The 20085-nt window shown below is 67.8% G+C and carries 33 protein-coding genes, 2 tRNA genes and 1 pseudogene; 12 read left to right on the forward strand and 24 right to left on the reverse strand.

The annotated features are described in order from the left end of the window. Positions 1-448: 448 nt before the first annotated feature. The 15 genes from QM714_RS00340 to QM714_RS00410 all read right to left on the reverse strand — a co-directional run bounded on the left by QM714_RS00340 (position 449) and on the right by QM714_RS00410 (position 6912). Positions 449-763: a hypothetical protein gene (locus QM714_RS00340; protein WP_415096491.1), complete on the reverse strand. Its 315-nt coding sequence runs from the start codon at positions 761-763 to the stop codon at positions 449-451. After that, positions 760-1443 carry a hypothetical protein gene (locus QM714_RS00345; protein ID WP_415096493.1) on the reverse strand — a complete coding sequence of 228 codons (684 nt, stop codon included), beginning with the start codon at positions 1441-1443 and terminating at the stop codon, positions 760-762. Before QM714_RS00345 ends, QM714_RS00340 begins: the two co-directional genes overlap by 4 nt. Beyond that, positions 1443-1586 carry a hypothetical protein gene (locus tag QM714_RS00350; RefSeq protein ID WP_415096495.1) on the reverse strand — a complete coding sequence of 48 codons (144 nt, stop codon included), beginning with the start codon at positions 1584-1586 and terminating at the stop codon, positions 1443-1445. The genes QM714_RS00345 and QM714_RS00350 overlap by 1 nt, the downstream gene beginning before the upstream one ends. Continuing rightward, complete coding sequence (locus QM714_RS00355) at positions 1583-2545, reverse strand: RecT family recombinase (protein ID WP_415096497.1); 963 nt, start codon at positions 2543-2545, stop codon at positions 1583-1585. Before QM714_RS00355 ends, QM714_RS00350 begins: the two co-directional genes overlap by 4 nt. Then, positions 2542-3336 (reverse strand): PD-(D/E)XK nuclease-like domain-containing protein, encoded by a 795-nt coding sequence (locus tag QM714_RS00360; RefSeq protein ID WP_415096499.1) that lies wholly within the window; start codon positions 3334-3336, stop codon positions 2542-2544. The genes QM714_RS00355 and QM714_RS00360 overlap by 4 nt, the downstream gene beginning before the upstream one ends. Beyond that, positions 3330-3485 carry a hypothetical protein gene (locus QM714_RS00365; RefSeq protein ID WP_415096501.1) on the reverse strand — a complete coding sequence of 52 codons (156 nt, stop codon included), beginning with the start codon at positions 3483-3485 and terminating at the stop codon, positions 3330-3332. The genes QM714_RS00360 and QM714_RS00365 overlap by 7 nt, the downstream gene beginning before the upstream one ends. After that, positions 3482-3793 carry a hypothetical protein gene (locus QM714_RS00370; RefSeq protein ID WP_415096503.1) on the reverse strand — a complete coding sequence of 104 codons (312 nt, stop codon included), beginning with the start codon at positions 3791-3793 and terminating at the stop codon, positions 3482-3484. The genes QM714_RS00365 and QM714_RS00370 overlap by 4 nt, the downstream gene beginning before the upstream one ends. Continuing rightward, complete coding sequence (locus QM714_RS00375; RefSeq protein ID WP_415096505.1) at positions 3793-4032, reverse strand: hypothetical protein; 240 nt, start codon at positions 4030-4032, stop codon at positions 3793-3795. The genes QM714_RS00370 and QM714_RS00375 overlap by 1 nt, the downstream gene beginning before the upstream one ends. Continuing rightward, positions 4029-4376, reverse strand: coding sequence for a hypothetical protein (locus tag QM714_RS00380; RefSeq protein WP_415096507.1), 348 nt, complete (start codon positions 4374-4376; stop codon positions 4029-4031). Before QM714_RS00380 ends, QM714_RS00375 begins: the two co-directional genes overlap by 4 nt. After that, complete coding sequence (locus QM714_RS00385) at positions 4373-4549, reverse strand: hypothetical protein (protein WP_415096509.1); 177 nt, start codon at positions 4547-4549, stop codon at positions 4373-4375. Before QM714_RS00385 ends, QM714_RS00380 begins: the two co-directional genes overlap by 4 nt. A gap of 378 nt (positions 4550-4927) precedes the next feature. Beyond that, a complete protein-coding gene (locus QM714_RS00390; protein ID WP_415096511.1) occupies positions 4928-5128 on the reverse strand; it encodes a hypothetical protein in 201 nt (66 codons plus the stop codon). Further along, positions 5113-5547: a hypothetical protein gene (locus QM714_RS00395; protein ID WP_415096513.1), complete on the reverse strand. Its 435-nt coding sequence runs from the start codon at positions 5545-5547 to the stop codon at positions 5113-5115. The genes QM714_RS00390 and QM714_RS00395 overlap by 16 nt, the downstream gene beginning before the upstream one ends. After that, positions 5544-6437 (reverse strand): MT-A70 family methyltransferase, encoded by an 894-nt coding sequence (locus QM714_RS00400; RefSeq protein WP_415096515.1) that lies wholly within the window; start codon positions 6435-6437, stop codon positions 5544-5546. The genes QM714_RS00395 and QM714_RS00400 overlap by 4 nt, the downstream gene beginning before the upstream one ends. Beyond that, on the reverse strand, positions 6434-6667 hold the full coding sequence (locus tag QM714_RS00405; protein WP_415096517.1) for a helix-turn-helix domain-containing protein: 234 nt from the start codon (positions 6665-6667) through the stop codon (positions 6434-6436). Before QM714_RS00405 ends, QM714_RS00400 begins: the two co-directional genes overlap by 4 nt. Continuing rightward, complete coding sequence (locus QM714_RS00410) at positions 6664-6912, reverse strand: helix-turn-helix domain-containing protein (RefSeq protein WP_415096519.1); 249 nt, start codon at positions 6910-6912, stop codon at positions 6664-6666. Before QM714_RS00410 ends, QM714_RS00405 begins: the two co-directional genes overlap by 4 nt. Before the next feature lie 143 nt (positions 6913-7055). Here QM714_RS00410 and QM714_RS00415 point away from each other — a divergent pair, with 143 nt between their 5' ends. Continuing rightward, on the forward strand, positions 7056-7289 hold the full coding sequence (locus QM714_RS00415; protein WP_415096521.1) for a hypothetical protein: 234 nt from the start codon (positions 7056-7058) through the stop codon (positions 7287-7289). Here QM714_RS00415 and QM714_RS00420 read toward each other — a convergent pair. Next, positions 7273-7455, reverse strand: a complete 183-nt coding sequence (locus QM714_RS00420) for a hypothetical protein (RefSeq protein ID WP_415096523.1) — start codon at positions 7453-7455, stop codon at positions 7273-7275. The two genes, QM714_RS00415 and QM714_RS00420, sit on opposite strands and share 17 nt — an antisense overlap. A gap of 115 nt (positions 7456-7570) precedes the next feature. Here QM714_RS00420 and QM714_RS00425 point away from each other — a divergent pair, with 115 nt between their 5' ends. Further along, a complete protein-coding gene (locus tag QM714_RS00425) occupies positions 7571-7885 on the forward strand; it encodes a hypothetical protein (protein ID WP_415096525.1) in 315 nt (104 codons plus the stop codon). Here QM714_RS00425 and QM714_RS00430 read toward each other — a convergent pair. The 4 genes from QM714_RS00430 to orn form a co-directional block, all read right to left on the reverse strand. Further along, on the reverse strand, positions 7882-9108 hold the full coding sequence (locus QM714_RS00430; protein WP_415096527.1) for a tyrosine-type recombinase/integrase: 1227 nt from the start codon (positions 9106-9108) through the stop codon (positions 7882-7884). The two genes, QM714_RS00425 and QM714_RS00430, sit on opposite strands and share 4 nt — an antisense overlap. An 8-nt stretch (positions 9109-9116) precedes the next feature. Further along, positions 9117-9641, reverse strand: a complete 525-nt coding sequence (locus tag QM714_RS00435) for an HNH endonuclease (RefSeq protein ID WP_415096529.1) — start codon at positions 9639-9641, stop codon at positions 9117-9119. Between the two features lie 101 nt (positions 9642-9742). Then, positions 9743-9815: transfer RNA gene (locus tag QM714_RS00440), tRNA-His, on the reverse strand. A gap of 48 nt (positions 9816-9863) precedes the next feature. Beyond that, positions 9864-10520, reverse strand: a complete 657-nt coding sequence (gene orn / locus QM714_RS00445; RefSeq protein WP_415096531.1) for an oligoribonuclease — start codon at positions 10518-10520, stop codon at positions 9864-9866. A gap of 120 nt (positions 10521-10640) precedes the next feature. Here orn and QM714_RS00450 point away from each other — a divergent pair, with 120 nt between their 5' ends. The 8 genes and pseudogenes from QM714_RS00450 (at position 10641) to QM714_RS00485 (ending at position 16333) form a co-directional block, all read left to right on the forward strand. Continuing rightward, positions 10641-11141: a DoxX family protein gene (locus tag QM714_RS00450; RefSeq protein WP_415096533.1), complete on the forward strand. Its 501-nt coding sequence runs from the start codon at positions 10641-10643 to the stop codon at positions 11139-11141. Further along, on the forward strand, positions 11122-11835 hold the full coding sequence (locus QM714_RS00455) for a DsbA family protein (RefSeq protein ID WP_415096535.1): 714 nt from the start codon (positions 11122-11124) through the stop codon (positions 11833-11835). The genes QM714_RS00450 and QM714_RS00455 overlap by 20 nt, the downstream gene beginning before the upstream one ends. A gap of 6 nt (positions 11836-11841) precedes the next feature. After that, entirely contained in the window at positions 11842-12000 is a 159-nt protein-coding gene (locus tag QM714_RS00460; RefSeq protein WP_415096537.1) for a hypothetical protein, read from the forward strand. A 24-nt stretch (positions 12001-12024) separates the two neighbouring features. Next, positions 12025-12282, forward strand: a pseudogene (locus tag QM714_RS00465) (adenosine deaminase); the annotation flags it as partial. Positions 12283-12321: 39 nt separating this feature from the next. Continuing rightward, positions 12322-12492: a hypothetical protein gene (locus tag QM714_RS00470; protein WP_415096539.1), complete on the forward strand. Its 171-nt coding sequence runs from the start codon at positions 12322-12324 to the stop codon at positions 12490-12492. Positions 12493-12768: 276 nt separating this feature from the next. Next, positions 12769-13791: a TerC/Alx family metal homeostasis membrane protein gene (locus QM714_RS00475; protein ID WP_415096541.1), complete on the forward strand. Its 1023-nt coding sequence runs from the start codon at positions 12769-12771 to the stop codon at positions 13789-13791. Further along, complete coding sequence (locus tag QM714_RS00480; protein WP_415096543.1) at positions 13773-15398, forward strand: asparagine synthase-related protein; 1626 nt, start codon at positions 13773-13775, stop codon at positions 15396-15398. The genes QM714_RS00475 and QM714_RS00480 overlap by 19 nt, the downstream gene beginning before the upstream one ends. Beyond that, positions 15350-16333 (forward strand): hypothetical protein, encoded by a 984-nt coding sequence (locus QM714_RS00485; protein WP_415096545.1) that lies wholly within the window; start codon positions 15350-15352, stop codon positions 16331-16333. Before QM714_RS00480 ends, QM714_RS00485 begins: the two co-directional genes overlap by 49 nt. Here QM714_RS00485 and QM714_RS00490 read toward each other — a convergent pair. Together QM714_RS00490 and QM714_RS00495 are read right to left on the reverse strand one after the other, a co-directional pair. Then, on the reverse strand, positions 16299-16757 hold the full coding sequence (locus QM714_RS00490) for a type II toxin-antitoxin system VapC family toxin (RefSeq protein WP_415096547.1): 459 nt from the start codon (positions 16755-16757) through the stop codon (positions 16299-16301). The two genes, QM714_RS00485 and QM714_RS00490, sit on opposite strands and share 35 nt — an antisense overlap. Beyond that, positions 16747-16974: an AbrB/MazE/SpoVT family DNA-binding domain-containing protein gene (locus QM714_RS00495; RefSeq protein ID WP_415096549.1), complete on the reverse strand. Its 228-nt coding sequence runs from the start codon at positions 16972-16974 to the stop codon at positions 16747-16749. The genes QM714_RS00490 and QM714_RS00495 overlap by 11 nt, the downstream gene beginning before the upstream one ends. A 116-nt stretch (positions 16975-17090) precedes the next feature. On the opposite strand from QM714_RS00495, the gene QM714_RS00500 reads away from it, so the two are divergent. Continuing rightward, positions 17091-17879: a MerR family transcriptional regulator gene (locus tag QM714_RS00500; RefSeq protein WP_415096551.1), complete on the forward strand. Its 789-nt coding sequence runs from the start codon at positions 17091-17093 to the stop codon at positions 17877-17879. A gap of 62 nt (positions 17880-17941) precedes the next feature. Here the strand turns inward: QM714_RS00500 and QM714_RS00505 are convergent. Then, positions 17942-18018: transfer RNA gene (locus QM714_RS00505), tRNA-Arg, on the reverse strand. A gap of 65 nt (positions 18019-18083) precedes the next feature. Here QM714_RS00505 and QM714_RS00510 point away from each other — a divergent pair. After that, positions 18084-18614: an HNH endonuclease gene (locus tag QM714_RS00510; protein ID WP_415096553.1), complete on the forward strand. Its 531-nt coding sequence runs from the start codon at positions 18084-18086 to the stop codon at positions 18612-18614. A gap of 9 nt (positions 18615-18623) precedes the next feature. Here QM714_RS00510 and QM714_RS00515 read toward each other — a convergent pair whose 3' ends face one another. Continuing rightward, complete coding sequence (locus tag QM714_RS00515) at positions 18624-20069, reverse strand: aminopeptidase P family protein (protein ID WP_415096555.1); 1446 nt, start codon at positions 20067-20069, stop codon at positions 18624-18626. Positions 20070-20085 lie beyond the last annotated feature (16 nt).

Here is a 20085-nt window from a genome sequence, read left to right on the forward strand (position 1 = left end):
TGGGTGGGCCAGCGAGGCGTCTCCGAACTCGCAGCCGCAGGAGAGCCGCACCCACACGGGGTCGAATGGTCGCGCCGTGTGGCCGCCCTCGGCGTCCCAGCGACCCTTGATGGCCGCAGGGGAGGCCGGTCCGAAACACTTGGGACATGTCTGCACTTCGCTGCACCGACAGTGGCAAGAGGCCACATGTCGACCCAGACTGGTCAGCCAGCCACCAGGAGCCACAAGGTGCTCGACCCGGATCGACTGGCCCAGCCATTGCATACTCACGACTCACCTTCCGCGGCGTGGTCTCGTGCGGGGTGTCCGCATTGACGGCAGGCCTTGCCGCCCGGCGCAAGGCTCAGCCCACCGGGGGGCTGGTAGCCGTGGCCTGCTGGACACCGCCGGGAGTGGTTGATGCCGACTCCGAAGTCAGCCGAGAGTTGGTCGCACAGGCACTTGGCGCTCACGACTCGCCTCCAAGCGCCTCGGCCACCTCGGCGAGCGCGACTTGATACCAGAAGCGGCCAGGAGACCCGTGCCCGAGGTATCCCGGCGCTTCGACCTCCGCCAGCCGCTCCCGCATCCACGCGAGGGCGACGGAGGCAAGGTGCTCGTTCAGTGCGGCCGCAGCGGCCTCGGCATCGCCTCGCCGGCCCTTGCGGGTGGCGTTGCCGAAGTCCTGCCCACAGCAGCGGCGGATGGTGTTGTCGTTGGTGAACGACCGCCACGTGGTCCATTGATGCTCATTCAGCCGCTCGGCGAGCGTCGGGGCGGTCATCGCAGTGCCTCCGTGAGCGCGTCCGCAGCACGCACGGTGCGACACGGCGCCCAGTCGCAGGCAGACCCCTTGGCGCAGTGCCTGCGCAGGCCCTCCACCGCGTCGAGCAGGTCGCCTATCGCGGGCAGGGCGTTGACGGCCTTGGTGATCTTGACGGCATCGTCGGCCTGAGTTGAGGCAACCTGCTCTAGGCCGCAGCCGGGCTCGTGGCCATAGCCATCCATGCCTTGCGTGCCGCAGTTGCACTGTCCGATCGACGCGCCGATCGAGTTGCCGAGTACCACCCACTCGCCAGGTGTCCCCGTCGCCGCCAACTCCCGTGCCGCGTTCACCGCCAACTCCCGTGCCGCGTTCACCGCCAACTCCCGTGCCGCGTTCACCGCCATCAGTCCACGCCAGACCCACCACTCGGGCAGCATCTGGAAGGCCAGCGCGCCTTGTACGGGGGTGCCGTCGTCGACGCCGGGACGCTCGACCCATTGGCCCATGACCTTGATGCGGCCCTCGGTGCCGCCGGGGCAGTCGCCGTAGACGTGCTCATGGTGCAGTTCGCCGATGGCCCAGACGATGGCGTTGGGGCCGTCGAAGTCGCGGCCTGCGATGGGCGGGACGTCGACCTGCCAGTGACTGCAGCCCGTGCAGACCCCGACACACTTGGTCGGGTGCGGGAGGCGTGCCATCACTCGTCCTCCTTGCTCTCGGCCAGCAGCGGGTGCGCGGCCTGGTAGTTGCGCAGGGCCTTGAGTCGCCGCTGCTCGCCGCGCGCTCGGGTGAGGTCGGCGGCGGCCATCTGCCCGGGCGTGCGGCGTGGTGCTCTGCTCATGACGCGCTCCCGTCTGCCATGAAGGCGGCGAGGAGGGCGTCGAAGTTGTCGAGGATCTCCCGGACCTCTCGCTCGAGGAGGTCTTTGCTGGATGGGATGTCGCGCCCGACCGCTGAGGACAGGAACTCGTGCATCTGCTCCTCGGGGATGCCCGCCTGTCCGACCGTGGCGTAGAGCCGCTTGGCGAGTTGGCTCGTGGTGTCGAGCAGTTGGTAGTTCTCCTCAGCCTCGGCGAGGAGGGCGTCGTACTCCTCGCGCTCGGCGGTGACGACCTCGGGCTCTGCGGTCAGGTCCGCGAGGCGGGTGGTCGGGTTGGGCGCGGGCTCATGGTGGCGGTTGTCGGCCTGCCCCATCTCGTCGTCGGAGTAGAGCCCGGCGAGGTCCTGCGGGAACGCCATTCGCCACGCCAGCGCCTCGGCGCACTTGGCGATCTGCCCGGCCGGACGCTGCGACCACATGCTGTTGAGGTCGCCGCCGCGCTTGGTCTGCTTGTACTCGTCGAACATCGCCACGGCTGTGAACGGCTCGCCGTCGCGGTGGATGGTGACGCGGGCTGCGACCGGGAAGCCCCACTCCTTGGACCACACGGGCCGCCAGGTGCCGTCCGGGTGCGCCCACTCGGCCGCGCCGACGCTCAGCTTGTGGTGTGCCCGGTCGGCGGCGCGGCGGCCGATGAGGCGGAAGCCGTCGATGCCGGTCTGGATGGTCTGCTTGGTGACCTTGGTCCACTGGCCGTCTGCGCCCATCTCGCTGACCTGGCGGCCGATGAGATGGATCTGCCTGGCGAAGGGGTCGAGGCCGGTGCGCTGGCAGACGTGGAAGAACACTTGCAGGTCGCCCGAGGACGCCTTGTCTACGCCGATCTGTTGGAGCGCGGATACCTGGGCGTCGGTGAAGCCGCTCTGTTCGGCGGCGATGGCGAGGGTTGAGCCGCTGGGCTCGTGGATTGCGACGGTCACGCTGGGATTCCTTCTGCTCGGAGCGCCCAGGGCGGGGCGCTGATGGTCTGGTAGGTGGCCGGTCCGGGCCAGGTGTCCGTCTCGACGCACGCGGCGTAGGTGTCGAGGGCGCGCCGGAGTCGTGCTCGGCCGCGGGCGAGGAAGTCGGCGTCCAGTTCGCGGACCCCGACGAAGTGCGGTTCGGAGGACTCGACGATGCAGAACAGCAGCGCGTCGATCGGTTGCCCCAGCCACTCCATGACGGCGGCATAAGTGGCTGCCTGTAGGTCGTAGCCGAGATTCGCGGCGGTCCGGGCGAAGTCGCCCAGGGTGCCCTCTCGGCCTGTCTTGACGTCTACGCCGTAGCGGCCGCCGTCGTGCAGGGCGTCGAAGTAGCAGCGCACCCACACGCCCGTCTCGGGGTCTTGTGCGATGGCGGCGACCTCGCGGTTCTCGGAGCTGCAACGGTCGAGCAGGTCGGCGGCCTCGGGCAGGTCCCGGACTGCGACGGCCATGCGTGCTGCGGTGGCCAGCGCGTCGGTGGTGATGGGGATGAGCCCTTCGGCGCGGGCTGCCTTGCGTCGCTCGGTGACTCCGCGTCCGCCGTCGATGGTGCGCCAGCATTGGGGCGTGTCGAGGATGAGGGCGTGGGTGACGGTACCGGTCTCCATCGCCTCGCTGGGCGCGCTCGGGTTGGCGCGCTTCCACCTGTAGAGCGCGGGGCAGTTGAGGATGTCCTTCGCGCCGGAGTACGACAGTCCGGGCGGGAGGTCGGCGCGGTCGAGGTTGGGGTAGATGCCGGGATCTAGCATCGCCGCCCCCTCGCCCGCCAGTACTCGGCCTTCTCCTCGTCGTCAGCGCACGCCAGGAACTCGGCGACCCGCAGCGCCCGCTCGTTGTCTGCTGCCTCGGCGCGCTCGGCGGCGTCGAGGCCCTCGCGGAGGTTGGTCGGCGTGCTCATCGCAGCGCCTCCGCTCGGAAGGCGACGAACCGCTTGCACGCGTTGCAGACCGCGAACTTGCCCGCGTAGCACCGCCAGCAACCCGAGCACAGATAGGCGTTACTCGGGTGAATGGGGCACGAGCAGGTCGGGCCGACAATGACCAGGAAGTCAGCAGGCGGCACCTTGTCGTGGAAGCCGGGCCGCGCCTCGCACATCGGCACGTGCTCGAAGTCCAGCGCGTCCAGTGGTGTGCGCAGGACGCCGACGGCATCAGCGAGGGCGGTCAGGTCGTCGGGGGCAGGCCTTGGGCTCGGCACGTCAGGCACTAGTCCGCCCTCCTGACCGGCAGCGGCGCACCCCAGCGCGTCTCGTCCAGGCGCGGGGCGACCTCGATGCCGTCTGCCTCGTCGGGGTGGACGGTGATGAGGAGGTCGAGCCCGAAGGGCACTTCGCCGGGAATGGGAAGGGTCGCGATGTAGGTGCGAGGGACGCCACGCTCGGGCTGCGGCCAGGTGGCCTCGGGGCACGTGCCGTCGGCGTTCTGCCAGTGGCCGTCGTCGCTCATGCCGCACCGACCTTCGTGCGGAAGATGACCCCGACCCCGAGCGGATGGTCCACAAGCCACAGCCCGCCACCACCGATGCCCACCTGCCAGTAGTCGGCCAGCAGCGCCAGGCCGAGCCGCTCGATCTCCCGGGTGCTGCGCAGGGTGACCGCAACCTCCGCGTCCTCGGCATTGAAGCCGATGCGTGGCTTGCGGACCCCGACCCACTCGCACACCGTCCGCACCCACGCCTCGACCGCCCGCCGTGTCGCACGGGGCAGCCCGGACTCGTCCACCTCGCGCCACACGCGGGGCGCGGTGCGCTCGATGACGGTGGGCTCTTGCTCGGGGGCCATGGCGCTCATGCCCGCACCCCCATCCGGTCGAGCGCACCCGCGACCAGCGCGAGCACGGCAGCGACGACGATGGGCCCGCGCAGGGACCAGACGGCGATCAGGAAGTCCTGCGCGTGGCCGGACAGGCCGATGGCACAGACGACGGCAGCGACGACGAAGGCGACGAGGGCGGCGGGGCTCATCGGGCCGCCTCGCATGTGCTGCACGTCCACTCGGACTCCGAGCAGGTGCCCGCCTCGTGCTCGGCCAGGGCTCGCGCCTCGGCGGCCTGGATGGCTGCGACTGGGTCGGTCATCACGTATCCTTTGCTGTGGTTGGTGGGGCCGCTTGTGACTGGGTGTCCGGGCGGCCCCGCTGTTATTTGGTTTGCTCCGGCCCACTCCCCATATGCGGGCCGGAAGTCTGTGCCCGGGCCGCGACCTCGTAGCGCGACCCGGGCTGCCCTCAACCCGACACGGGCGGGTCGGGGAGGGCGTTGTGTCCCGCCGCGACCGGGTATTCCCCAATCGCCGGTGCGGCGGGAGTCTGGAAGAGCTGGTCGAACCAGAGGAGGTCGGCGGTCATGACTCTGGGAACCCGTGGATCCTGAGCATCCGGGCGTACGCCGCGACGGCTTCCTTCTTGTCCTCGTCGGTCGCAAGGTCGCGACGGACGATTAGGCCGGTCTCGATATTGTGAATCCAGCCCTCGTTGACGACCCTGTCGGCCACTACGTCGACAAGTACGTCCTCTACGACTTTCACCATCAGTTCCTTGAACATGCGACACCTACTTCCGGGGTGAGGTCTTGGGCTGCTCGGCCGGCCCAATGTCTGAGCCAGTCCAGGAGTTGAGGCCGCGTCCACGGCTGCCAACCCATCGCCTCGACATCGCGGCGGTACAGCAGCACTTCGAGGTCGGACGCCTTGCCGGGCCGCATGAACAGGACCGTGACCTTGGTCGAGAGGTTCGCCAGGTGACGCATGGCGAGCCGCTGACCGGTATCGATTCCGACGCCCGGCCCCTTCTGTTCAAGGAACAGCAGGTGGCCGTTCATTTCGACCATGCCGTCCACGTCGGTCGGGTAGATGCCGCGAGGGAAGACGGTCGTGCAGATGTCCTCCCAGTCCGGCAGCGACTCGTGGTAGCAGCCGTCCATGGAGCAGTCCCAGCGGAACTTGGAGCAGCGATAGCCGGTCATGATTGGTCTCCCCATACGGTCCAGCCGAGACGGCACTTGGAGCACTGGCAAAGGCCGTCGAGCATGTCGTCCTGGCCGCAGCGCGAGAACAGCTCCATGTACGGCCCGGGCGAGCACGAGGCCACGAGGTCGTGGAACTGTGGCGGCTTCGCGGAGTGCTTGGAGCGGGACACCTCGAAGTGGTTGCGCACGTCCCGGCGCAGGGTCCGCATCCCGCCACGGACGCCGAACAGCGCCAGCTCGGTGGAGACGCGGAAGTAGTTGCCCATGCCGATCTGCGGCTTGACCCAGACCAGATATGTCTTGTAGTCGAAGCCCCACGCGGACATCACCGCGAACGCCTCGGGCAGGTGGCTCGACGTGGTCCACAGGTAGAGGTGTGCTTCGTCGGCCGCGTGCTCGGGCACTACGTCGAGGGCGCACAGGTCCTCGGTGCTCATCGTCTTGTAGTGCTTCGCGGCGGCGTTGCGGGTCGAGGTGTTGCCGTAGTCCCAGGGCGGGTCGGCGACGAAGGTGCGGAAGGTGCCCTCGGGCGCCTCGGCGGGGTGGACGGGCAGCGAGTCCTCGGCGTCCTTCTCGGCCTTGAGGTGCTTCACGACCTCGTGCCACGAAGGGAACTGCGTCACGGCGTGACACAGTTCGTCTTCACCCGGGAAGCGGTCGGCAAAGCGGATGCGGCGGGCCAATTCGGTCCGGCTCTTGCCCGTGCGCTCCACGAGTGCCGCGAGGTAGCCATTGGGCAGACGCCCCGCTCCGTCGCGGGCCGCGAGCATCTGCTGCCCGAACTCCCAGCGCGCCCGCAGCCCATCGCCCTCGGCGGCATCGACACGCTGGTCGAGGTGGACCAGGCGCTCGATGTCGAGGTCGGTGACGGTGGCGAGGTCGGTCATGCCGACCGCCTCCGCTGCATCGCCCGCGCGGTCCGGCCCGATGTGTCGGGCTTCTCGCCGACCACGACGTGCGCGGCGACGATCTGCTCGACCTGTTCGGGCGTCCATCGGAAGCGACGGCCGAGGCGGACGTGGGGCCACCTGTAGGTGCGGCACCACTCCATGACGGTGGACTCGGGGGCGCCGAGCAGCTCGGCCAGGTCGGCTGCGGTGAGTAGGCGCTCGGTCATGCCGACTCCACCGCGCTGGCCGATACCGGGAAGAGCGACAGCAGGTCGATCTCCAACTCGCCGCAGATCGCGGCGAGCATGTCGGTGTCGAACGGGCGGTTCGCGTCGAGCCGGTCGGCGAGCGTGGTGCGGGCGACTCCGAGACGCTGTGCCAGTTCGCCCCGCGTCAGCCGCTTCCGAGCCATCGCTGCCCTGATCTCTGCCGCGACTGCCTCGCGAGTCTCAGCCAGGAGGTGGGATGTCATGACTCCGACGTTATGGGATATCCCATGAACAAGTCAAGAGCATCTGTGAACCGATTGCCGCATATCCCATAAGCCGCTAGCCTTCGCTCATGGTAAGAGCGACAGAGATCCGCCCGACCTCAGCTTTCACGAAGGCGTTCTCGGTGGGCATCCGTCACGTCATGGACGCTCGCGGAGTCAAACAACAGCCCGTCGCCGACGTGATCGGTTGCAACCAGTCCTATGTTTCGGAGCGTACGGGCGGCAAGCGCCCCTGCGACACGGACATCATTTCGGCGATCGCCGTAGTGGCAAAGGTCTCACCGAGGACCATCGTCACTGAAGCGTTGCGAGCCATGCCCCGCGAGGACCGCATCCGCATCAGCGGGCAGGAGTAGCGAGGATGCCGAGCGTCCTACATGCCACCCGCTCGCGCTCGGCCTGACTCAACTCGGCATCCACCAGGAGCTTGCGTCGCATCGGGTAGAACAGCGCGTCGTCGCCGAGTCTGGCCATTTCTCGGACGGTGATCCCCATCGCTTCTAGGGCCACGAAAGCGCTCATGTCTCCCACTGTCACCACCTCCGTTACTCCGGATCTGGGCATGATGCACCTGGTGGCCTGTTTCCCGCAGGCGTATGGCCCGGTGGTCTAGCCTGGCCAGATGTCACAACCCCCGATGACCGCGGCCGTCGCCGCACAATTGCGAGCCGAGCGGGCGGCTCTCGACATCAAAGCCATCCCCCTTGCCGACGAAAGCGGCATTGAAGTGGACGTCCTCCTTGCGATGGAGGCTGGCGAGGCGATCGACTTTGCGACCCTGGAGGTCGTTGTCGAGAAGCTCCAGCTCACATTCAGCGAGTTCTTGCGCAGAGCCGAGCGGCGCCTTCCCGGCCTGACCCACGGCGGCGCCGGACAGCAGGGCATCGGCGTCATTGGGGACATCCACGGCGAGGTCAACATCGAGGTCGACAACAGTCGCGACGACTCCTAGTCCAGCTCCTTGGCCTCGCCCACGACCTCGCCCTGCACGACCGGCCCGGCAGCCAGTGCCGCGAGCTTGCCCTCTGCCATGGTGCCGAGCCGCAGCAGCTCGTCGTCGCTGAGCGTGTTGTCGATCATGCCTCCATAGACGCCCAGCGTGGTGGAGATGTCCTCGTGGCCGATACGCCGCTGCATCTGCGCGGTGGACACGTCGGCTCGGTCGAGCATCGCCACGTGGGTGTGCCGCAGGTAGTGGGCGCCCATGCCCTTCACCTTGGCGATGCCCGCCCCGGCGAGGATGCGAGGAAAGGTGCGCTCGTTGAAGTTGTTGGACCGCCACTGCCTGCCGGTCGAGGTGGTGAAGACGAGGTCTTCCGGCCCGAGGCCGACCAGGCGCCGGCGGATCATCCGGGCCGCGGGCGGTGGCAGGTTGATGCGCCGGGACGCGGCCTGCGACTTGCCCTCGCCACTGACATAGACCATCCGGTCATCGGCGCCACGGCGGTGGACGCCGAGCATGGAAACCCACACCTGCGGCACGGGGTCGTCGTCCTCCCTCTCGACATCGCCCCAGTCCTCAACCGCCGCGGGCGTCAGGGGAGTGGCCTCGGAGAACCGCCAGCCCGAGGTGACGAGGAACAGCATCAGGTCGTCGGCGTCGGAGTAGTGCCGGGCGGCGTAGGCGTGGATGGCGGCCCACTGTGCGAGCGTGAAGCCCTTGGGCCGCTGGCGCTTCTTGGCCCGCCGCGACGGCAGTTGGGTCTCCAAGCAGGGGTTGCGCTGCACGAGGCGACGGGAGCGGGCCGACCCGTACTTGAACATCGAGGACAGCACCATGTGCCGGTCGGCCACCGACTTGGGGTCGGCCCCGCGACGTGACATGGCGTCGACCAGGGCCTGCACGTCGGTCTCGTCCACGCTGTCGGCCTGCCGGTGGCCGAGTGTCCGCTTGATGTGGTTGGCATAGTCGCGGCGGTAGTCCTTGATGGTGCGCTGCTCGACCTGCGGCTCTTTCCAGGCGAAGAACCTCTCGGCCAGTTCATTGACGGTGAGCCCTCCGGAATCGTCGCCGTTCAGCTCGGCGCGGGCCTTCTCGGGGCCTAGAAGTTCGACCAGTTGGCGGAACCAGTCGGCTCGCTCGGCGCTCGAAAAAGTCTCGGACGTCTGCTTTCCGCCGTGCCGGAACAGTACGGAATAGGAGGTCTCGCCGGTGCTCGCGATGTGTTCGCGCACGCTCGCCACTATGCGGTCTCCTGCCTCACGGACGCGAATCTGAGCGCTTCGGCTTCAGTTGCGAACGTGCGTGACCGCTGCATTCGATTCTCGCGAAAGAGGACCATGTATCGCTCCTCGCCCGCCTTGGTGACTCGCCGCCGGATTGAGCCACCGCCCGTAGGCGTGTGGCTTGCGTGCATGTTCGCCAGTTGGGTGACCTCCCGTAGGTGGGCTGGGTTCACGCAGGGCGGATTGAAGCACTCGTGGTGGAGCACTGCGCCGTCAGCAATGGCGCGGTCGTGGTGAAGCATGAATACTGCGCGGTGCGCCCGGAATGTGCGTGTTCCACGAACCTGCCCAGGGAACGGTGGTGGGTAGTCCCGGCCATAGTAGATCCGCGTGCTGATCTGGCCGTAGCCGTTGTAAGTGCGGCCGCCGATCCATGGCCAGCACCCCGTCTCGGGGTCCGTGTCACCGATTCTCGCGGCGATCTGGTCCGCCATCTCTCGCACGAAATGAAGGAGTTTCCCGTCCGTTGCCTGTGTTGACATGACCCAAATCCTACCCGTTGGGCGTTGAAAGGCCGTTGACACGGGAAAATGACAACTGCCCCTGACCCGCGTTCTCGCAGGTCAGGGGCAGTCTATCTCCGGGTGAGTGACGGGACTTGAACCCGCGACCACCTGGACCACAACCAGGTGCTCTACCAGCTCAGCTACACCCACCATGACGTGACGCCCGGATGTGCTCCAGGCGTCAGGACGGCGTGGAGTCTACCCGTTGTCGGCGCTCTGTTCCGCATCGGGAGCGTCGGTCGAGGACGCTCGGTCGGACAGGGAGCCGCCGTGACGGGCGGCGATCTCCTTGGCGGTGTCGCTGTCGGGTCCGGGAGGGGCAACGAAGACCGCTTCGCGGTAGTAGCGGAGCTCCTCGATGCTCTCGGTGATGTCGGCCAGCGCCCGATGATTGCCGCGCTTCTCGGGGGCGGCGTACCAGACCCGGGGATACCACCGCCGCGCCAACTCCTTGATGGAGGAGACGTCCACGATCCGGTAGTGCAAGAACGCCTCGAGGGCCGGCATGTCCCGGCTCAGGAAGGCCCGATCGGTGGCCACGCTGTTGCCGGCCAGCGGCGGGCGACTGCCCTCGGGGCACTGCTCCTTGATGTAGGAGAGCACCTGGTCCTCGGCGTCCTGCAGGGTGAGGCCGCCGCCGAGCTCGGCGAGCAGACCGGACGTCTCGTGCATGGTGCGGACGTAGTCGCCCATCTGCGTGACGGCCTCGGCTGGCGGCTTGATGATCAGGTCGATCCCGTCGCCGAGCACGTTGAGGTCGAAGTCCGTGACCAGCGCGGCCACCTCGATGAGCGCGTCGGCCTCCAGGTCGAGGCCGGTCATCTCGCAGTCGATCCAGACAAGGCGGTCGTTCACGCAGAGCACCCTACCGGCGATCCGCGCCGCGGCCGCGAGCCTCCCTGCGACCGAACTCACGTCGACCAACTCCGCGCTTCCTCAGAATTGGTTAAGAGATCTCACCTAGGCTTTGGGTTCGTGAGCGAGAACAGGCAGTGGTTCGGCACGTTGGTGCGTGTCGCGCTGGGGATCATCTTCATCTGGGCGAGTTGGCACAAGCTCGCCGATCCCTATGCCAACGTGCAGGCCGTCAAGGCCTACGAGCTGCTCGGCTACCCGTGGTACAAGATCTTTGGCTATGCCCTGCCGCTCGTCGAGGTGACGGTCGGCGTCTGCTTGGTCACCGGTCTGTTCACGCGCGTGGCGGCCGCCTTCGGAGCGCTGTGCATGGTGGCGTTCATCTTCGGCATCGCCTGGGTCTGGGCCAAGGGCATCAATATCGACTGCAGCTGCTTCGGCAAGGGCGGCACGTATGATCCCAATGCCCGGGAGAAGTACCCCTGGGAGATCGCCCGTGACGTCGGGTTCCTCCTGATGGCGGGTTACCTGATCATCTGGCCACGCACCAAGCTGTCCCTCGACAACCTCATCTTCCGGCGACCCCTCGAAAGGATCCCCGATGTCGAAGAAGTCCACTGAGCGGTCCCGCGCCGAGCGCACCGCTGCCCTGATCAAGGAGCAGCAGCGCGCCGAGCGGCGGCGCCAGCTCACCATCGTCGTGGTGATCACGGCGGTGCTGGCGCTCATCGTCGGGGTCTATCTGTTCTTCGCCCTCAAGCACGACCCGACTCCGCACACCGCCAAGGACAGCGAGTTCGGGCTGGTGATCGGGCCTGAGGACGCCAAGACCAAGATCGTGGTCTACGAAGACTTCCTCTGCCCGGTGTGTCAGTACTTCGAGAGCAAGACCCGCGACAAGCTCCAGGCCGCAGCCGACGCCGGCGACGTGAGCGTGGAGTATCGCCCGTTCTTCTTCCTCCAGCAGTTCGGTGACTACTCCGAGCGGGCCACCAACGCCTTCCGGGCGGTCTGGGTCGAGTCGGGCGACGACGCCGCTTTGAAGATGCACAACGAGCTCTACGAGAACCAGCCGTCGGAGGAGGGCCCCTTCCCCGACAATGACTGGCTGGTCGAGAAGGCCGTCGCCGCGGGTGCCGACGAGGACACCATTCGGCCCGCCATCGAGGACATGAAAGAGCAGAAATGGGTGGACGAGGCGACCAAGGACGCCTCACAGATCCAGGGCACACCCACGGTCTACGTCAACGGCGACATCGTCGAGGCTGGCACCATTGACGGCGTGGTCGCCCAGGTGCTGACCGCGATCGGCTGACGGCCGATGGCCGTGGCCGAGGATCGGCACGGACTGGCGGCTTTCGTGGCGGGTCTGCCCAAGGCCGAGTTGCACGTCCACCTCGCCGCGGTCGACCTGGTCCGCACGGCCGAGGATGTCCGCCTGCTCACCTACGAGGTGGCCAGGGAGATGGCGGCCGAATAGATTCGGTAAGCCGAGCTCACCTGCACGCCGTACACCTCCGTATGGCCGCACGACCCCACCCGCGGGATGCCGATCGAGGCCTACACCGGGGCCATCGAGGACGCCCGGGTCTCCGCTGAGCGCGACTTCGGGATCGTGCTGCGCTGGATCTACGACATCCCGGGCGAGGCCGGCCTCCCGGCCGCGGACGAGACGCTGCGGTTCGCGCTGGATCATCGGGTCGGCGCGCTGATCGGATTCGGTCTCGGCGGACCCGAGATCGGCGTGCAGAGGCCGCAGTGAGGCCGGAGTCGTGGTGTCGATCAACTCCGACGACCCCCGATGTTCGGCACCACGCTCAACCGGGAGTATCTCGTCGCCGCCGACCTGCTCGACCTGGATCGGGCCGGTCTCGCCGACGTCGCGCGCGCCGGCGTACGCGCCTTGTTCGCGGACGATGCGGTCAAGCAGCGGCTGCTGGCCGAGATCACGGAGTACGTCGCCGCACACTGACCTGCCGACGGCGCTCATTGGCCCCGCAAACTCATACTTTGCGGGGCCGAATCCATTGAAACCGCTGACCTCGATGCCGCCCGGCATTTGCCCGGTGTGTCGGCCCGGCGGCCACGTTTTGGCCATTCTCGATCAGACCAGTAGTGTTTGCTCGACGAGGGGAGTACTTCCACCCGTCGCCTTTCGGTCAATACGACGCCATCCGGCGTCTCGAAGGCGAGCCGGCCACAGACATGGGCGGTGAAGGAGACCTCAGGGATCAACCTGAGGAGTCCTGTGTCCCCGTCGGAGACCATCGGCACCCCCGTGCTCTGGGGCGTCGCACTCGTGACCGTGCTCGGCCTGCTGCTGCTCGACTTCCTGCTCACCCGCCGACCACACCAGGTGAGCATGCGCGAGGCGCTGCTCTGGTCGGCGTTCTATCTTGCGCTGCCGCTGGTGTTCGGCGTCTATGTGTGGTGGGACCACGGCGCAGAGATCGGCCTGGAGTACTACGGCGGCTACCTGGTCGAGAAGTCGTTGAGCGTCGACAACCTGTTCGTCTTCATGCTGATCCTCGCCGGATTCGCGGTCCCGAAGGAGCTCGAGCAGAGGGTGCTGCTCTACGGCATCGCCGGTGCCCTCGTCCTCCGAGGGATCTTCATCGCCCTCGGAGCGACCGCGCTGAGCAGGTTCGACTGGGTCTTCTTGATCTTCGGCCTGGTCCTCGCTGCCACGGCCGCGAAGCTGCTGGTCGACGCCGTCCGTGGTCACCAGGAGACCGACGTCAACTCGCTGCGCATCGTGCGCGTCATCCGGAGGTTCGTGCCGGTCACCGAGGAGTACGACGGTCCGCGCATGGCCGCTCGACTGGCTGGTCGACGGGCACTCACGCCGTTCGGCCTGGTGGTCGTCGTCGTGCTGGCGACCGACCTCCTCTTCGCGGTGGACTCGGTGCCTGCCGTCTATGGAATCACCGGTGACCCGTTCCTCGTGTTCGTGACCAACGCCTTCGCGCTGCTGGGCCTGCGGGCCCTCTACTTCGTGCTGAGAGGCGCCCTGGATCACCTGGTCCACCTCAACTTCGGCCTGGCCGCAATCTTGGCGTTCATCGGCGCGAAGCTGGTCCTGCACTGGGCGCACCTGGTCTGGCCCTCGGTGCCGGAGATCCCGACAGCTCTCTCGCTGGCGGTGATCATGGGGATCTTGCTGGTCACCACGACGACCAGCCTGATCGCCGTACGCCGGGCCAGGCGCGCCACGTCCCGAGGCGACCGTCCGGGTCTGGAACACTGCGATGCGTGGACGCGCGAGAGGTAGCCGTGTCCTCCGGCACCTGCTTCGTGCGGTCCTTCCTGGTCCTCGACGGCAGGGTCCGGGGCACGGGGGCGAGCACCCCGACGTGTGACCTGGGCGACGGCTGGGTCTTCGGGCGGCCGTTCGTCCTCAGGTCGACCGGTGCGGGTCATCTCGAGGAGATGCTCCGCAATCTGGACGGCAAGTTCTCCGTCGTGCTGCGGTGGGACGAGGAGTGGGTGGTCGCGACCGACCTGCTCGGCGCGGGTCCTGTCTACTACCGCGACGACACCGCCCGAGTCGTCCTCGGGACGCACCTGGGGCCGGTGGCCCGCGCGGCACCTCTCGAGCTCGACGAGCGCGCCACCATGGTTGCGGCGACGACCGGGATCGTGCTGGGCGGGCAGACGCCGTACGCCTCGGTGCGCCGTCTGCTCGACGGGGAGTATCTCGTCTTGGACCAGTCGATGAGCAGGATCGTCCGACGCGGCCGCTACGCCGCACTGGGGGCGATCGCCGGTGGCCCCCAGCGTTCACGCAAGCCGGGGAACCCCCAGAAGCTGGCCAAGCTGATCCGTGCCGCGGTGGCCCGTGAGGGCAGGGTCGGCGCACTGTTCTTGAGCGCTGGGCAGGACTCGCAGGCCGTCGCATTGGGCCTGCGCGAGCGCCGCCGCGCTTCGGTGACGGCGTTGACCTACGGCGGCTGGCGCTCGTTCGACCGCCTTGCCGCTCCCTACGTCGCGGAGCAGCTGGGCATGCCGAGCCGGAAGGTCGGTCCGCGCGAGCTCGATCCGTTCGACCACTGGGACACCGTGGTCGAGCTGGGCGGGGGCAGTGTCGGGCTGCAGGCCACCCAGCACATCGCCGGGGCAGCGGTCGCAGGTGACCTGTTTCCTGTCGCACTGCACGGATATCTCGGCGACGCCCTCACCGGCATGCACTTCGCCACCACACGGAGTCTGCGCGGCGTGATGGCGCACTTCACCCACCTCGGAGCCGCATACTCGGCTGCCTTGCGGCACCAGCATCCCCAGCTCTACGACCAGGCCGTGGACGCCTTCGAGCAGGAGCTTGCGCGGTGGTCGCGGCTGTCCTTCCCGCGCAGGCACCACATGGTCAACCTGCTGCATCGTCAGCCGCAGCGGATCGCCGAGACGTTCACGCTGATGCACCAGCACGTCGAGATCGCCAGTCCGTTCTTCAACCGTGCCCTGATCAGATATCTCCTGACCCGCGACGCCGACTCCCTGCGCGATCAGGCGCTCTATCGCGAGACGTTGCGCCGGATGGGTCGGGTCGACCCGGCGGGTTTCGACAGTCGCCGACTGCGGGTCGCCCGCCTGGTCGATCGGCAGCGCGGTGGCTATCAGACCGTCGACTGGGCGCGGATCCTGCGACGCCATCGGCGGCTGATGGGTGCCCTGGTCACCTCGATCGAGCATCCGCTCCTGCGCTCTCTCGCCGAGCTTCCCCGACCCGCGTCGCCAACCCCGCCCACTCTCGCTCTTCGTGATCCCCATCGCCGCCACGCTCCAGCCGGACCTCCTCGACCGTGCCCTGGCCTCGGATCGACGCTTAGCTGGTGCCCACGGTCGGGATATGCGTCGTACGCACCAGTAGGGCCGATGTGATCCGGTGGCGGCGACTGGAGACCTATGCTGACGCCGAGATATTCGGACCGATGGTCCAGATGACAGGGGCGGGAACCATGAGGACTACGGCCGTCGCGACCGGTCTGCTGCTGTTGGCGACGTCCGTAGCGGCATGTGGGTCGACCTCAGACGGCGACGATGAGCCGAAGGTGACTACCGCGAGTAGCGCTGAGTCGCCGAGCACACCCATTGGAGGCGTGCGCCTGGCCGCGGGGGAGATCCGTCGGGCATGGAAGCAGGTAGGTCGGGCCGGGACGGGCAGGTCAACGGCTCGGGTGGCCGCACCGCCTGAGGGTCAGGCGACCACGTCGAGTCTGCCCACCGTCGAGGGTGAGTGGAGCTTGGCCCAGCACACCAGCAAGATGGTCATGACCAGCGATACCCCTGACGCCGGCCAGCTGACGGTGACGATGATCACCGTGGACAGGAGGGCGTACGTTCAGGCCCTATTCGACGATTCGATATTCGCGCCGGACTGTTGGGCTACCCCCGAGTTGGCGGCGTCGTGGTATCCGGCGGCGGTTGTTCCACTCGTCTACGCACGGGCCAAGGATGCTGTTAACGAAGAGGCCGCAAACGTCACGATGCGGTTAGGGGATATGCTTAGTGCGCTGGGGTATCAGAAGATGGTCAACCTCGCCGAACGAGCCATGAAGCCCGCACGCGTGGACGCCTCGCTCAGCCTGACAGAGGACGGCACGCCAGCGGGCTGGGGAGTCTCTGCGGACGCGATCGTGGCCGCTCTGAACTCGCTCCCAGAGACATCCATTCCCGCGGGCTCGACGAGCTTCTTCGCCAGCCTCGGCGGGACCCGTTGGGAGGTCTCGATCAACGGTCTGGGAGATCCGGTCCGAATCACCGCTCCCCGGGCCGATCGCCTCATCGATCCGACCGGGGGCCGTTGCAGGGCGTAAGGCTGTCGGGGGTGATGCGCTCCACTCGTGGAAAGTAGGTCCGATAGAACCGAGCGTCGCGGGTCAACAGACGGTGGCCCGCGACGGCTGCGTGGGCGCCGATGTAGAAGTCGGGAAGCGGGGCTCGTTTGGCGCCGCCTCGCTCGCGGTACGAGAGGAAGGCCTTGCCAGCGAGGAACCCTGCCTCATAGGGAAGGGGTTCACGGCGGAGCACGGACTGCGGCAAGGCCCGGTCAAGCTCCTCGATGTCGTCGTACCCCACCGAGACCTCGGCGTAGATGATCGGGTTGATCACAACCTGACCCGACTCCAGTGCGTCGGCCAGCATCTCGCTTGACCAGGCAGCCCACGTGGCGTCGTCGGTCATGATGTCGAGCAGGACGTTGGAGTCGACGAGGGTGGTCGTCGAGGTCTCACTCGCCACGCAGCAGCTCCATCAGCTCGGCCGTGGTCTTCTTGGTGCTGGCCGTGCCCCTCATGCGGGCCACGATTCGCTCGCCTCCGCTCCTGGCGGCACGCGCGTGCACGATGCGCAGCGTGTCGCCGTCCTCCACGACCTCCACCTCGTCGCCCTCGGTGAACCCGTGCTTGTGCCGGAGGTCTGCCGGGATCGTCACCTGACCCTTGCTGTTGAGCCTCATGTCGCTCCTGATACGTAGTAGGCGTAGTACAAGATACCTCGCTTTGCGAGCAGGCCGCACCCCTCAGAGTTCGATCGGCGTCCGAGGAGCTTGCACCTCACCCGAGGTGAGGTTGCATGCTCGATGTCATGACAAACGCGACCAAGAGATGGAGCGTCGGCGAGGTTGCCGAGACGAGTGGGTTGACGGTGCGAACCTTGCACCACTGGGACGAGATCGGGGTGCTCTCCCCCGAAGTACGTGGCGCGGGGGGTCGCCGAGAGTACACCGATGCTGATCTCGGGCGGTTGTACCTCGTGCTCACGCTGCGCCAGTTCGGCCTTGATCTTGAGTCGATCCGGACCTGCCTCGACGGCGGGCTCGATCCCGTTCGAGTCCTGGCCGATCACCTCAGTCACATCGACGAGGCCCTGACGGCTCTGGGCAGGCTGCGGGAGCGACTCGCCCGGGTCGTAGCGGCCGGTGCCGATCAAGTCGGGGGAACCGATCCCGCCGAGATGCTCCACCTCATGCGGGCCGCACGCACCGGCGCAGGTGACGTCCTTGACCGGCATCTGAACGAGGAGCAACGCGAGCGGCTCGCTGTCGCTGCGTCTGGCGTCGGGCCGGCGCTGGCCTATCGGATCGAGGTTGAATGGCCTCACCTGTATCGGAGCGCTGACCAGCTGCGCCTGACCGGAGCACGCCCCGATGACCCGCGGGTGCAGAAGATCGTGGGTCGAATGGAAGAGCTCTCCGCGCAAGTGGCTGGCGATGCCGCCGACGCCGGGGCGGCAGTGCGCAGCGCCTGGCGGGAGGACCCTGCCGGCATGTCGGGAGAGTCAGCGCAGGTCGCGGACCCGTGGCGCGACCTAGCGGAGTTCGTCGACCAGGCCAGGAGGATTCACCGAGGAGAGCACTCGTGAATCCGCGGATCGGTGTGGGCTTCGTCGTCCCACTGTCCTCGGCGTGTGTGGCACAGACAGGGTGGCGCCCCCGGCAGGACTCGAACCTGCGACCAGCGGATTAGAAGGCCGCTGCTCTATCCAGCTGAGCTACGGAGGCAAGGGCTCCATTGTGACGGACCGTGCCGGTCGGGGCTGGAGCGGGGGAGCGGCACGGAGGACCCTTTGGGATCGTTATCGTTTCGTGACCTCGAGGCAGTCCCGGTCGAGATCGGCGTGGTGATCGGAGCCGACACTCTGATCGGCGAGTCCGACCAGGCGGGCTGGTTCACCGACGGCACCCCGTGCACCGCGGACACCGCGCGTGACCTGGTCACCCAGCCCGACGCGCCGGTGTGGCTGCGGCGATGGTTCACCGATCCGGCGACGGGGGTCACCACCAGCGTCGACCGGGCCCGCAAGCGGTTCTTCGGCGGACCTGAGCTCCGCTTCATCCAGGCCCGAGACCGGCATTGTCGCCATCCGTGGTGCGACGCCCCGATCGAGCACACCGACCATGTGGTCTGGGTCGCCGAGGGCGGTTCGACCACCGTGGCCAACGGGCAAGGCCTCTGCGCGGCACACAACCTGACCAAGGAGACACCCGGTTGGAGCAGCCGGGTCGTCGATGCCTCACCCGGTCGGCACATCGTGGAGATCACGACGCCGACGGGCCACACCTACTCCAGCAACGCGCCACCGGCCCTACCCCCGTGATCGGGGCTGTCAGCCGCGCAGCCGCGCCATCCACTCCTCGACCTCGGCCGAGGAGCGCGGCAGTGCGGCGGACAGGTTCCGCGCGCCGTCGGCGGTGACCAGGATGTCGTCCTCGATCCGGATGCCGATCCCGCGCAGCTCCTCCGGGACGAGCAGGTCGTCGACTTGGAAGTAGAGGCCGGGCTCGACGGTGAGCACCATCCCCTCGGCGAGGTCGCCCTTGGGGTAGATGTCGACCGAGGCGCGACCGCAGTCGTGCACGTCCATGCCCAACATGTGCGACGTGCCGTGCAGGGTCCAGCGGGCGTAGATCTTCGAGTCGGGGCTCAGCGCCTCGTCGGCCGAGACGGGGAGCAGACCCATCGACTCCAGCCCGTGGGCCAGCACGTCCATGGCGGCGTTGTGGGCGGCCAGGAACGGCACTCCTGGCCGGACCGCGTCGATGCCGGCCTGCTGGGCGGCGTGCACCAGATCGTAGAGATCCCGCTGCAGGGGGGTGTAGCTGCCGCTGATGGGCAGGGTGCGGGTCACGTCCGCGGTGTAGAGGTTGCGACCCTCGACCCCCATGTCCAAAAGCACCAGCTCGCCGGGGGTGATCGGACCGTCGTTGTCGATCCAGTGCAACGTCGTGGCATGCCGCCCACCGCCCACGATCGAGTCGTAGCCGATGTCGTTGCCCATTGCCCGAGCGCGCCGGAAGAAGGTGCCCTCCAGCCACCGCTCGCCGAACTCGATCACTCGGTCCCACTCCCGCACCGAGTCCTCGAAGCCGAGGGTGGTGATGTCGCAGGCCTCCTGCAGCTGGGCGATCTCCCAGTCGTCCTTGACCAGCCGCATCTCGGAGGCGACCCGAGCCAGCTCGTCGTCACGAGAGTCGTCGCCGGAGACCAGGCCGTCCACGCGCCGGTCGATCCCGCGATGGACACGGGTCTTCGCCGAGGAGCCGAGCGCGGACTCGAGATCGTCGACATGCCTCACCTCGAGGCCGAGCGAGGCGGACAGCTCTCCGAGCGAGGGACGTCGGCCGGCCCACAGCTCGCCGTACTGCCGGTCGCGGAAGAACTCGTCGGTCTCCCGGGACGAGCGTGGCCGGGCATAGAGCACCGACTCGCCGTCCTCGATCACGAGCACCGCGTCGGTGGTCTGGTTGCCGCAGAAGTAGGTGTGGGCGGTGTCGGAGCGGAAGCGGTAGTCGGTGTCGTTGGCACGCACCTTGAACGTGCCCGCGGGCAACACCAGCCGCTCGCCGGGGAATGCCTCGGCGAGTCGCGCCCGCCGCTGGGCGGCGTACGCCGCGATCGGGTGCTCCGGCAGGTCGAGCTCGCGGTCGCCCCAGCCGGTGCGCATGAAGGCCGCATAGGCCGCGGGCACCGACGGGTCGTGCTGCTCGGTGTGGAGCTCGTCGGTCGTCTGCTCGGCAGATGCCTCGGCAGAGGGCAAGGTGGAGTCCGTCACAACCGTCACTGTACGC

It is taken from the genome of Nocardioides sp., assembly GCF_047602075.1.
Lineage (GTDB): Bacteria > Actinomycetota > Actinomycetes > Propionibacteriales > Nocardioidaceae > Nocardioides.